At 55.4% G+C, this 11,791-nt stretch carries 9 protein-coding genes; 4 read left to right on the top strand and 5 right to left on the bottom strand.

Translation table 11 applies throughout. The features are described 5' to 3' along the window. Positions 1 to 121: 121 nt before the first annotated feature. From glyS to SK50_RS02525, 3 genes are all read right to left on the bottom strand, one after another. Positions 122 to 2,191, bottom strand: coding sequence for a glycine--tRNA ligase subunit beta (gene glyS / locus SK50_RS02535; protein ID WP_015572740.1), 2,070 nt, complete (start codon positions 2,189 to 2,191; stop codon positions 122 to 124). Between the two features lie 9 nt (positions 2,192 to 2,200). Then, positions 2,201 to 3,112: a glycine--tRNA ligase subunit alpha gene (gene glyQ / locus SK50_RS02530; protein ID WP_003860141.1), complete on the bottom strand. Its 912-nt coding sequence runs from the start codon at positions 3,110 to 3,112 to the stop codon at positions 2,201 to 2,203. A 160-nt stretch (positions 3,113 to 3,272) separates the two neighbouring features. After that, the gene (locus SK50_RS02525; protein WP_017693801.1) at positions 3,273 to 3,578 is read right to left on the bottom strand and encodes a YsaB family lipoprotein; all 306 of its coding nucleotides are present in this window, start codon (positions 3,576 to 3,578) and stop codon (positions 3,273 to 3,275) included. A 184-nt stretch (positions 3,579 to 3,762) separates the two neighbouring features. Between SK50_RS02525 and SK50_RS02520 the strand changes: the two genes are divergently transcribed. Further along, the gene (locus SK50_RS02520; RefSeq protein WP_045334698.1) at positions 3,763 to 4,758 is read left to right on the top strand and encodes an acyltransferase; all 996 of its coding nucleotides are present in this window, start codon (positions 3,763 to 3,765) and stop codon (positions 4,756 to 4,758) included. 52 nt (positions 4,759 to 4,810) lie between these two features. Here the strand turns inward: SK50_RS02520 and xylB are convergent, their stop codons facing one another. Next, complete coding sequence (gene xylB, locus SK50_RS02515) at positions 4,811 to 6,265, bottom strand: xylulokinase (RefSeq protein ID WP_045344797.1); 1,455 nt, start codon at positions 6,263 to 6,265, stop codon at positions 4,811 to 4,813. Between the two features lie 59 nt (positions 6,266 to 6,324). Further along, entirely contained in the window at positions 6,325 to 7,647 is a 1,323-nt protein-coding gene (gene xylA, locus SK50_RS02510) for a xylose isomerase (protein WP_026080557.1), read from the bottom strand. 371 nt (positions 7,648 to 8,018) lie between these two features. Between xylA and xylF the strand changes: the two genes are divergently transcribed. The 3 genes from xylF (at position 8,019) to xylH (ending at position 11,784) form a co-directional block, all read left to right on the top strand. Continuing rightward, on the top strand, positions 8,019 to 9,011 hold the full coding sequence (gene xylF / locus SK50_RS02505) for a D-xylose ABC transporter substrate-binding protein (RefSeq protein ID WP_006808602.1): 993 nt from the start codon (positions 8,019 to 8,021) through the stop codon (positions 9,009 to 9,011). A 72-nt stretch (positions 9,012 to 9,083) separates the two neighbouring features. Next, the gene (locus SK50_RS02500) at positions 9,084 to 10,625 is read left to right on the top strand and encodes a xylose ABC transporter ATP-binding protein (RefSeq protein WP_045344796.1); all 1,542 of its coding nucleotides are present in this window, start codon (positions 9,084 to 9,086) and stop codon (positions 10,623 to 10,625) included. After that, on the top strand, positions 10,603 to 11,784 hold the full coding sequence (xylH, locus tag SK50_RS02495) for a xylose ABC transporter permease XylH (RefSeq protein ID WP_003860151.1): 1,182 nt from the start codon (positions 10,603 to 10,605) through the stop codon (positions 11,782 to 11,784). The genes SK50_RS02500 and xylH overlap by 23 nt, the downstream gene beginning before the upstream one ends. Positions 11,785 to 11,791 lie beyond the last annotated feature (7 nt).

Below are 11,791 nucleotides of genomic sequence, written 5' to 3'. Positions count from 1 at the left end.
CGTAGGCCCGATAAGCATCGCGCCATCGGGCTTTTGCCGGGAGGCGCTACGCTTTCCCGGCCTACGAAGAGAAAAAGTTTAGTTGCCGTTCTTCCCGCCTGTCAGGGGCGGGTTTTTTACGTTATTGCAGCAGCGAAATATCCGCCACGCGCAGGAACAGCTCACGCAGTTTCTCAAGCATCGAGAGACGGTTAATCCGCAGCTCTTTATCTTCCACGTTCACCATCACCTTCTCGAAGAAGGCGTCGATGACGTCACGCAGCTCTGCCAGCTCCACCAGCGCTTCCTGGTAGCGACCTTCCGCGAAATACGGCTCCAGCTTGTCGCGCAGCACCACAACCTGCATCGCCAGAGAAATCTCTTCCGGCTCTTTCAGGGTTGCAGCGTTGACGCGCTCGTTCAGCGTTTCGTCGGATTTCGCGAGGATGTTGGATACACGCTTGTTGGCCGCGGCCAGCGCAGACGCCGCTTCCAGCGTACGGAAGTGGGATACCGCTTTCATACGCGCATCGAAATCTGCCGGACGGGTCGGACGACGCGCCAGCACCGCCTGAATGGTATCAACGGAGTAACCTTCGTCCTGATACCACGCGCGGAAACGACCGAGCATAAAGTCGATAACATCATCCACAACCTTCGCGTTGGTCAGCTTATCGCCATACAGACGTACCGCTTCTTCGGTCAGCGTTTGCAGATCGAGGTTAAGGTTCTTCTCTACGATGATTCGCAGCACGCCCAGCGCAGCACGACGCAGCGCGAACGGGTCTTTATCGCCTTTCGGATGCTGACCGATACCGAAGATACCCGCCAGGGTGTCCATCTTATCGGCAATCGCCACGGCGCAGGCAACCGGGTTAGACGGCAGATCGTCACCGGCAAAGCGCGGCTGATACTGCTCGTTCAGGGCTACCGCCACGTCTTCCGCTTCGCCATCGTGACGCGCGTAGTGCATGCCCATCACGCCCTGGGTGTCGGTAAATTCGAACACCATGTTGGTCATCAGGTCGCACTTGGAGAGCAGGCCCGCACGGGTAGCGTGATTAACGTCGGCGCCAATTTCACGGGCAATCCAGCCGGACAGCTCCGCGATACGGTCGGTTTTGTCGCGCAGCGTACCCAGCTGCTGCTGGAACAGTACGGTTTGCAGACGCGGCAGGTTATCTTCCAGACGTTTTTTACGGTCGGTGTTGAAGAAGAACTCGGCATCCGCCAGACGCGGACGCACCACTTTCTCGTTACCGGAGATAATCTGGCTCGGATCTTTCGATTCGATGTTCGCCACGAAGATGAAGTTTGGCAGCAGCTTGCCGTCGTTGGCGTAAACCGGGAAGTACTTCTGGTCACCCTTCATGGTGTAAACCAGCGCTTCTGCCGGAACGGCCAGGAATTTCTCTTCGAATTTCGCGGTCAGTACAACCGGCCATTCGACCAGCGAAGTCACCTCTTCCAGCAGGCTGTCGCTCAGATCGGCATTACCGCCAATTTTGCGCGCCGCGTCTTCTGCGTCCGCTTTGATTTTGGCTTTACGCTGTTCGTAGTCAGCAATGACCTTGCCGCGCTCCAGCAGGATCTGCGGGTACTGGTCAGCATTGTCGATAGTGAACTCCGACTCGCCCATAAAGCGATGGCCGCGGATCACGCGATCGGACGCCACGCCCAGAATGGTCGCCGGGATAACGGTATCGCCCAGCAGCAGGGTCACGGTGTGAACCGGACGCACAAAGTGTACGTCGGACGCGCCCCAGCGCATCAGCTTAGGAATCGGCAATTTTGCCAGCGAGGTCGCGATCATGTCAGGCAGCAGCGCTTCGGCGCTTTCGCCTTTCACATGGGCACGGTACAGCAGCCACTCACCTTTGTCGGTGGTCAGACGCTCAGCCTGATCAACGGTGATGCCGCAGCCGCGCGCCCAGCCTTCTGCCGCTTTGCTCGGCTTGCCTTCCGCGTCGAACGCCTGAGCAATGGCCGGGCCACGTTTTTCAACTTCGCGATCCGGCTGGGACGCCGCCAGGTTTGCCACTTTCAGCGCCAGACGACGCGGCGCAGCAAACCACTCAATTTTACCGTGCGCCAGGCCAGCGTTATCCAGCTCAGCAGTGACGTTCGCAGCGAAAGATTCAGCCAGGCTGCGCAGGGCTTTTGGTGGCAGCTCTTCAGTGCCGATTTCCACCAGGAAAGTTTTCTCAGACATGGCCGCCTCTTATTTGTTTCGGTTGCACATCGGGAAGCCAAGGGCTTCACGGGACGCGTAGTAAGCTTCTGCAACGGCTTTGGTCAGGGTACGAATACGCAGAATGTAGCGCTGACGTTCAGTCACGGAGATCGCTTTGCGGGCATCCAGCAGGTTGAAGCTGTGGGCAGCCTTCAGAATACGCTCGTAGGCAGGCAGCGGCAGCGGAGTCTCCAGCGCCAGCAGCTGCTGGGCTTCTTTCTCGTACTGCTCGAAGCAGGTGAACAGGAAGTCCACGTCCGCGTATTCGAAGTTATAGGTGGATTGCTCCACTTCGTTCTGATGGAACACGTCGCCGTAGGTGGTTTTACCCAGCGGGCCGTCGCTCCAGACCAGGTCGTAAACGCTGTCTACGCCCTGAATGTACATGGCCAGACGTTCCAGACCATAGGTGATTTCGCCGGTAATCGGTTTACATTCCAGACCGCCAACCTGCTGGAAGTAAGTGAACTGGGTCACTTCCATGCCGTTCAGCCACACTTCCCAACCCAGACCCCAGGCACCCAGCGTTGGGTTTTCCCAGTTATCTTCCACGAAACGAATGTCGTGAATGGTTGGATCCATACCCAGCTCTTTCAGTGACCCGAGGTACAGTTCCTGAATGTTGTCGGGTGATGGCTTAATCACCACCTGGAACTGATAGTAGTGCTGCAAACGGTTCGGGTTTTCGCCGTAACGGCCATCGGTCGGACGACGGGATGGCTGCACATAGGCGGTCGCCATTGGCTCTGGCCCTAACGCGCGCAGGCTGGTCATCGGGTGTGAGGTGCCTGCGCCAACTTCCATGTCCAAAGGTTGAACAATGGTGCAGCCCTGACGAGCCCAGTAATCCTGTAAGGTCAGGATCAGGCCCTGGAAGGTCTTGGTATCAAACTTTTGCATAGTATTTCGTGCTGGATACGTGTGGTTTTAAATGGAAGGGATCAGTATACCCGCTGGCTGCAAGATATACAGTACGAAACGGGGTTGTTTAGGGAAAATTGGGGAATAAGCCCTACAGCCAGAACCTGCGAAGGCTCTGGTTGCTGCTTATACGAGCAATTTAACGCATTGAGAGATGTAAAAACTGGCCGTCTGCATCAAAAGAGCAGACAAAGCCCTCTTTACGCGCCGTATAGCCTTTCAGTTCATAGCTGCCCTGAAAGCGCTCGAAGCCGTTTATATGAATTTTCTGTGCTTCGGAATTATAGCGGTGAGCCGCCTGATCCCTGCACAGCTGTTCCATATTCAGGGAACGCTCCGGGCTCATTTTCCCCTGCTGCGCTTTTTGGACAGGTATCTCCTCAGAAGCACTGCATCCTGTTAATAAGAGCAGCAGAAAGAGTGACACCCCACGCTTCATCATCATTTTTATTACCGCCCTGGTCAGTGGCTGTTATTTTTAGTAGCAACACGTTTATAGATTAAAGTCCGTCATTCTGCGAATCTCGCCAGCTCCCTACAAGTTAGCCTGGCTAAACTCAGAATTTTCCAAGGGAAAAGTTTTACACAATCGCAGTCACACTTTTTTTATCAGGAATACAGAGGAACTGATGCAGTCAAAAATTAACTGGATTGATAACCTGCGGGGAATAGCCTGTCTGATGGTGGTGATGATCCACACAACGACCTGGTATGTCACGAACGCGCACAGTATCAGCCCTGTTAACTGGGATGTCGCCAATATTCTGAACTCGGCCTCCCGCGTGAGCGTCCCGCTGTTCTTTATGATTTCCGGTTTTCTCTTTTTTGGCGAGCGTAGCGCGCAGCCAAGACATTTCATCCGTATTGTCTCCTGTCTGCTGTTTTACAGCGCCATTTCGCTGCTCTATATCATCCTGTTCACTTCAATTAACGCTGAACGTTCCCTGCTCAATTTGTTGCAAAAACCGGTGTTCTATCATCTGTGGTTTTTCTTCGCGATAATCGTTATCTATCTGGTGTCACCGTTAATTCAGGTAAAAAACGTCAGCGGTAAAATGCTGCTGGCCTTGATGGTAATAATCGGGATCGTGGCCAACCCGAATACCGTTTCACAGAAAATTGATGGCTTTGAATGGCTGCCCGTTAACCTTTATATCACCGGGGATACGTTTTATTACGTGCTGTACGGCATGCTGGGGCGCGCCATTGGCATGATGGAGACGCAAAAGCGAGGAATAAACTGGCTATGCGCGGCCGCGTTTCTCGTCGGTGTGTTTATTATCTCTCGCGGGACGCTGCATGAGCTGCAATGGCGCGGCAACTTTGCCGATACCTGGTATCTCTACTGCGGGCCGATGGTCTTTATCTGCGCGATCTCTCTGCTGACGCTGGTTAAAAACACCCTGAATGCCCGCCCGCTTCCGGTGCTGGGGTTTATCTCTCGCCACTCGCTGGGCATTTACGGTTTTCACGCGCTGGTGATCCACGCCCTGCGCACCCGCGGCGTTGAGCTTAAAAGCTGGCCGGTGCTGGATATTGTCTGGATATTTACCGTTACGCTGGTTGTCAGCCTGCTGCTGTCAATGTTGCTGCAAAGAATCGATGCGCGCAGGTTTGTAAGCTAACCCGGTTGAAGGCTGGTAGGCCGGGTAAGCGTTAGCGCCACCCGGCTCCTGTTTATGACATTAGCGGCAAAAGCTGCTGATAGATTTTGCGGAACACGTCTCGTCTTTCAGCATAGCGAGCATGATTTTTCGCATCAGGACGATGCTGCCGTTCAAGCGGCAGCTGGGGCAAAAGCTGGTGCAGTGGTTTATCCGCGTTCAGCGCAATTTGCGCCAGCCGTGCCGCACCGAGCGCCGGGCCGACATCGCCTCCCGTACGATAGTCCAGCTGCAACCCGCTGATATCGGAAAGCATTTGCCGCCAGTAGCTGCTTCGTGCACCGCCGCCAATTAACGTAATGCTGGATGGCGTCAGTCCACAGTCATGCACGACATCCATTCCGTCCGCCAGAGCATAGCCAACGCCTTCAAGCACCGCGCGCGCCAGCTCTGCCGGGCCGTGCTGATGGGTAAGGCCGAAGAACACCCCTTTCGCTTCCGGGTTGTTATGCGGCGTCCGCTCGCCGGAAAGGTACGGTAAAAACCAGACCGCACCGGCATTATCATCTGCCTGCTGTGCCGCTGTTATAAGCGCCGGGACGTCCGCCATTCCGGTTAGCTTTGCCGCCCAGTCAAGGCAGGAAGCCGCGCTCAGCATCACCGACATCAAATGCCATTTACCCGGCAACGCGTGGCAGAAACTGTGTATGGCGCTTTCAGGGTTACTACGATACCCGTCACTGACGGCAAAATAGACGCCGGAGGTACCGAGTGAGAGCATGGCCTGCCCTGCCTCGACCATCCCCACGCCGACCGCACCCGCCGCATTATCGCCGCCGCCGGCGACGACAGGTACGGCTGGCATGTTCCAGCGTTCAGCAACAGAAGGCTGCAAAGCCCCCGTGATTTCACTGCCTTCAAACAGCGCAGGCATATGGTCGCGCGTCAGCTGGCAGGCATCCAGCATCGCCTCGCTCCAGTCCCGTTTCGCCACGTCGAGCCACATCGTACCCGCGGCGTCAGACATGTCGCTGGCAAAATCCCCCGTCATGCGAAAACGCAGGTAGTCTTTCGGCAACAGAACCTTCGCCACCTGACGAAAAATCTCAGGCTCATGGCGCTGCACCCACAGGAGTTTTGGCGCGGTAAAACCGGGCATCATCAGGTTGCCCGTAATTTCACGGGATGCAGGCACACGCTCCTCAAGGATCGCGCACTCTTCCGCACAGCGGCCATCGTTCCAGAGAATAGCCGGGCGCAGAACGCGATGCTGACTATCCAGCAACGTTGCGCCATGCATTTGCCCGGCAATGCCCAGCGCTTTCACGTCGCGCAGGCTATGCTGCTCGCCTAAGGCTTTCATCGCACGCTCTGTCGCCTGCCACCACTGCTCCGGATCTTGTTCCGACCAAAGCGGATACGGACGTGAAACCTGCAACTTTTCAGTCTGCGTGGCTAATACATCGCCCTGCTCGCTTAACAGGATGGCTTTCACCCCCGACGTGCCAAGATCGATCCCGATATACATGTGGTGGCTCCTTTGACGAAAATGCCCGGTGGCGCTGCGCTTACCGGGCCTGGATGCTGTTATTTATCGAACAGGTAGTGATTGACCAGGTTTTCCAGCAGCTCCTGATGGCCACTCTGATGCTGCGGCGCAAGCTGATGCTGTTCAGCGTACTTCGCGATCTCCGCAAGCGATAACTGACCTTTCAAAATTTGCTGGCCCAGCTCACTGTTCCAGCCGCTGTAGCGCTTCGCCACGCGCTTATCCAGCTCACCGTCTTCAATCATACGGGCCGCCACTTTCAGCGCCAGCGCCATGGTGTCCATCGCGCCAATATGCCCGTAGAACAGATCGTATTTGTCGGTGCTCTGGCGACGCACTTTGGCGTCGAAGTTCAGGCCGCCGGTGGTGAAACCGCCCGCTTTGATGATCTCGTACATCACCAGCGCATTCTCTTCCACGCTGTTCGGGAACTGGTCGGTATCCCAGCCCAGCTGTGGATCACCACGGTTAGCATCGACAGAGCCGAAGATGCCCAGTGCAATCGCAGAGGCAATTTCGTGATGGAACGAGTGGCCCGCCAGGGTAGCGTGGTTAGCCTCAATATTGACTTTGATCTCTTTTTCCAGACCAAACTGCTTCAGGAAGCCATACACGGTGGCGACATCGTAGTCGTACTGATGTTTGGTTGGCTCCTGTGGTTTTGGCTCAATCAGCAGCGTGCCGCGGAAACCGATTTTGTGTTTGTGGTCCACAACCATCTGCATAAAGCGACCAATCTGCTCACGCTCCTGACGCAGGTCGGTATTCAGCAGCGTTTCATAGCCTTCACGACCGCCCCAGAGTACATAGTTCTCACCGCCCAGCTGATGCGTGGCGTTCATCGCGGTCACGACCTGGGTTGCCGCCCAGCTGAAGACTTCCGGGTCCGGGTTGGTTGCCGCACCCGCGCCATAGCGAGGATTGGTAAAGCAGTTAGCCGTACCCCAGAGCAGCTTCACGCCGCTTTGCTGCTGTTTTTCAGCCAGTACGTCGACCATCTGCGCGAAATTGTTCAGATACTCTTTCAGCGATGCCCCTTCCGGCGACACGTCCACATCGTGGAAACAGTAGTACGGCACGTTCAGCTTATGGAAGAACTCGAACGCGACGTCGGCTTTACGCTTCGCCAGCTCAATGGCCTCGCCCGGCTGTTGCCATGGACGGTCAAAAGAGCCCACGCCGAACATATCGGCACCGTTCCAGCAGAAGGTGTGCCAGTAGCAGGCGGCAAAGCGCAAGTGATCTTCCATGCGCTTACCCAGCACCAGCTCATCCGGGTTGTAGTGACGAAATGCTAAAGGATTGGTCGTTTTCGTGCCTTCGAAACGAACGCGATCGAGTTGGTCGAAATAAGCTTGCATATTGAGCTCCATAATCAGGGTATGCGGCGTGGTCTTGCTTCTGGAGTAATAGTGAATAGACATTGGAGGTTGCTCAATTACGTTATTTCACACTGCTATTGAGATAATGCGCAATTGTGCGCTGGCTCGCAAAATAATGCGCAGACAAACTATTTTTCGGCGCGCATTCCAGAATCAAATGTAATTAATAGGTTACGCTTTTTAAAATCCGATCGCGGTCATAAATTCAGAAATAAACCAAATATCGTAATGAGAAGATAAAAATCTGTAATTGCCAGCAGGCCTTTCCACGTTAAAAATTTGCTGCGTCTCAGCAGTGAACGTTTCTTTTATCTCAGCTACACATACCCCTACAAAAAGGCCTAATAATTATGAAGATAAAGAACCTGACCCTAACGCTCTGCACTACTCTCCTGCTTGCAAGCTTTGCCGGACATGCCAAAGAGGTCAAAATCGGCATGGCGATTGATGACTTACGCCTGGAGCGCTGGCAAAAAGATCGCGATATCTTTGTTAAAAAAGCGGAATCTCTCGGCGCGGAGGTGTTCGTTCAGTCCGCTAACGGCAACGAAGAGACGCAAATGTCGCAAATCGAGAATATGATCAACCGTGGCGTCGATGTGCTGGTCATTATCCCGTATAACGGCCAGGTATTAAGCAACGTGGTGAAAGAAGCGAAACAGGAAGGGATAAAAGTCCTGGCTTATGACCGCATGATTAATAATGCCGATATTGATTATTATATTTCGTTCGACAATGAAAAGGTGGGCGAATTACAGGCTAAAAGCCTGGTCGCAAAAGTGCCTCAGGGTAATTATTTCCTGATGGGCGGCTCGCCTGTGGATAACAACGCCAAACTGTTCCGCCAGGGACAAATGAAAGTGCTGAAGCCGTATATCGACGAGGGCAAAATTAAAGTCGTCGGCGACCAGTGGGCTGACGGCTGGTTACCGGAAAACGCGCTGAAAATTATGGAAAACGCGTTGACCGCAAATAACAACAAAATCGATGCGGTGGTGGCCTCTAACGATGCCACTGCGGGTGGCGCCATTCAGGCGCTGAGCGCGCAGGGACTGGCCGGGAAAGTCGCTATTTCCGGACAGGACGCCGACCTTGCGGGTGTAAAACGCATCATCGCGGGTACCCAGACCATGACGGTGTATAAGCCCATTACCGAGCTTGCTAATACGGCCGCCGAAATTGCCGTTGAGCTGGGCAATGGCCAGCAACCTAAAGCAGACGCGACGTTAAATAACGGCCTGAAAGACGTACCTGCTCGCCTGCTTACCCCTATCGAAGTCAACAAAGAGAATATTGACGCCACCGTGGTGAAAGACGGTTTCCATAAGAAGAGTGAACTGTAATCCAGCGCAGCCCCTGCCCGGCAGGGGCGCATTGACCTGCCCTGTTCATCTGTTGGGCTATGCGGAGCAGTTATGTCTTATTTACTTGAAATGAAAAGCATCACCAAAGCCTTCGGAGCGGTGAAAGCAGTCGATAACGTAAGCCTGCGGCTGAATCCCGGCGAAGTGATGTCGCTGTGCGGCGAAAATGGCTCGGGAAAATCCACGCTGATGAAAGTGTTGTGCGGGATCTACCCGCACGGCAGCTACGAGGGCGAAATCGTTTTTGCCGGTGAGGTGCTCCAGGCCACGCACATTCGCGATACCGAACGTAAAGGCATCGCTATCATTCACCAGGAGCTGGCGCTGGTGAAGCACCTTACCGTGCTGGAAAATATCTTTCTCGGTGCCGAACTCTCACGCCACGGCGTACTGGATTACGACACCATGACGCTGCGCTGCGAAAAACTGCTGGCTCAGGTGAGCCTGGCTATCTCACCGGATACGCGCGTGGGCGACTTAGGTTTAGGCCAGCAGCAGCTGGTCGAGATCGCCAAGGCGCTGAACAAACAGGTGCGCCTGCTGATCCTCGACGAACCAACCGCCTCACTCACCGAACAGGAAACCGCCGTACTGCTCAATATCATCCGCGATCTGCAAAACCACGGTATCGCCTGCATCTATATTTCGCACAAGCTCAATGAGGTGAAAGCCATTTCCGACACCATCTGCGTCATCCGCGACGGGCAGCACATCGGCACGCGTGAAGCAGAAGGCATGAGCGAGGATGACATCATCACCATGATGGTGGGTCGCGAACTCACCGCGCTGTATCCCAACGAACCGCACACCATCGGCGAAGAGCTCCTGCGCGTGGAAAACCTGACGGCGTGGCATCCCGTTAACCGCCATATCAAGCGCGTGGATAACCTCTCCTTCTCGCTGCACCGCGGCGAAATTCTCGGCATTGCGGGTTTAGTGGGTGCGGGAAGAACCGAGGCCGTGCAGTGTCTCTTTGGCGTCTGGCCGGGGCGCTGGGAAGGCAAAATTTATATCGACGGTCAGCCGGTAAAAATCGACAACTGCCAGCAGGCTATTGCTAAGGGCATTGCCATGGTGCCAGAAGACCGCAAAAAAGACGGCATCGTGCCGGTAATGGCGGTGGGAAAAAATATCACGCTGGCGGCGCTCAGCCAGTTTACCGGCGCGCTGAGCAGCCTGGATGATGCCGCAGAACAGCAGTGTATTCTCCAGTCGCTTGCCCGGCTTAAGGTGAAAACCTCCTCGCCGGAGCTGGCGATAGGACGCCTGAGCGGCGGCAACCAGCAGAAAGCGATTCTGGCGCGCTGCCTGCTGCTTAATCCGCGCATTTTAATTCTGGACGAACCCACCCGCGGGATCGATATCGGCGCGAAGTATGAAATCTACAAGCTGATCAACCAGCTTGTGCAGCAAGGGATTGCCGTCATTGTTATCTCGTCCGAATTGCCTGAAGTGCTGGGGCTGAGCGACCGCGTGCTGGTCATGCATGAAGGGAAACTCAAAGCCAACCTGAACAACCAGAACCTGACGCAAGAGCAGGTGATGGAAGCTGCCTTAAGGAGCGAACGCCATGTCGAAAAGCAACCCGTCTGATATCAAAGTCGCTGTTCCGACGCCCGGTGCGTTCGCAGGACTTAAATCGCTGAATCTGCAAGTTTTTGTAATGATTGCCGCCATTATCGTGATCATGTTGTTCTTTACCTGGATGACCGATGGCTCCTATTTGAGCGCACGTAACGTCTCTAACCTGCTGCGTCAGACCGCCATCACCGGGATCCTGGCGGTGGGGATGGTCTTTGTGATTATCTCAGCGGAAATTGACCTGTCGGTAGGGTCGATGATGGGTCTGCTCGGCGGCGTGGCGGCAATTTTTGACGTCTGGCTCGGCTGGCCGCTGCCGCTGACGATTGCGGTCACGCTGGTGCTGGGTCTGCTGCTGGGGGCGTGGAATGGCTGGTGGGTGGCCTACCGTAAAGTCCCGTCGTTTATCGTCACCTTAGCGGGGATGCTGGCCTTCCGCGGCATTCTGATTGGGATCACCAACGGCACCACCGTCTCCCCGACCAGCGCCTCGATGTCCCAGATTGGCCAAAGCTACCTCTCTGATGGCGTCGGTTTTACGATCGGCGTGGTTGGGCTGATGGCGTTTGTCGCGTGGCAATGGCGAGGACGTATGCGTCGCCAGGCGCTGGGGCTGGCCTCGCCTGCCTCAACCTCGGTTGTCGGCCGTCAGGCGCTTACTGCGGTGATTGTGCTGGGGGCCATCTGGCTGTTAAACGATTATCGCGGCGTCCCAACGCCCGTTCTGCTGCTGGCGCTGTTGCTGTTAGGTGGGATGTTTATGGCCACACGTACCGCATTCGGTCGCCGTATTTATGCCATCGGCGGCAATCTGGAAGCCGCGCGTTTATCTGGTATCAACGTAGAACGCACCAAACTCGCCGTCTTTGCCATCAACGGCCTGATGGTGGCCATCGCGGGGCTGATCCTCAGTTCGCGACTGGGGGCGGGCTCCCCGTCTGCGGGTAACATTGCCGAGCTGGACGCCATCGCCGCCTGCGTGATTGGCGGGACCAGCCTCGCCGGGGGCATTGGCAGCGTGGCGGGGGCGGTGATGGGCGCATTTATTATGGCTTCGCTGGATAACGGGATGAGTATGATGGACGTGCCGACGTTTTGGCAGTATATCGTCAAGGGTGCCATTCTTTTGCTGGCAGTCTGGATGGACTCTGCCACCAAGCGGCGCGCCTGATAACACT

It is taken from the genome of Enterobacter sp. BWH64 (genome assembly GCF_001037645.1).
Lineage (GTDB): Bacteria > Pseudomonadota > Gammaproteobacteria > Enterobacterales > Enterobacteriaceae > Enterobacter > Enterobacter hormaechei_C.
This window is presented reverse-complemented; position numbering and strand designations above follow the sequence as displayed.

Coding starts and splice junctions, on each gene's coding strand:
- SK50_RS02500 (WP_045344796.1), top strand. CDS start 9,084: ATGTCTTATTTACTTGAAATGAAAAGCATCACCAAAGCCTTCGGAGCG.
- glyS (WP_015572740.1), bottom strand. CDS start 2,191: ATGTCTGAGAAAACTTTCCTGGTGGAAATCGGCACTGAAGAGCTGCCA.
- glyQ (WP_003860141.1), bottom strand. CDS start 3,112: ATGCAAAAGTTTGATACCAAGACCTTCCAGGGCCTGATCCTGACCTTA.
- xylA (WP_026080557.1), bottom strand. CDS start 7,647: ATGCAAGCTTATTTCGACCAACTCGATCGCGTTCGTTTCGAAGGCACG.
- SK50_RS02520 (WP_045334698.1), top strand. CDS start 3,763: ATGCAGTCAAAAATTAACTGGATTGATAACCTGCGGGGAATAGCCTGT.
- SK50_RS02525 (WP_017693801.1), bottom strand. CDS start 3,578: ATGATGATGAAGCGTGGGGTGTCACTCTTTCTGCTGCTCTTATTAACA.
- xylF (WP_006808602.1), top strand. CDS start 8,019: ATGAAGATAAAGAACCTGACCCTAACGCTCTGCACTACTCTCCTGCTT.
- xylH (WP_003860151.1), top strand. CDS start 10,603: ATGTCGAAAAGCAACCCGTCTGATATCAAAGTCGCTGTTCCGACGCCC.
- xylB (WP_045344797.1), bottom strand. CDS start 6,265: ATGTATATCGGGATCGATCTTGGCACGTCGGGGGTGAAAGCCATCCTG.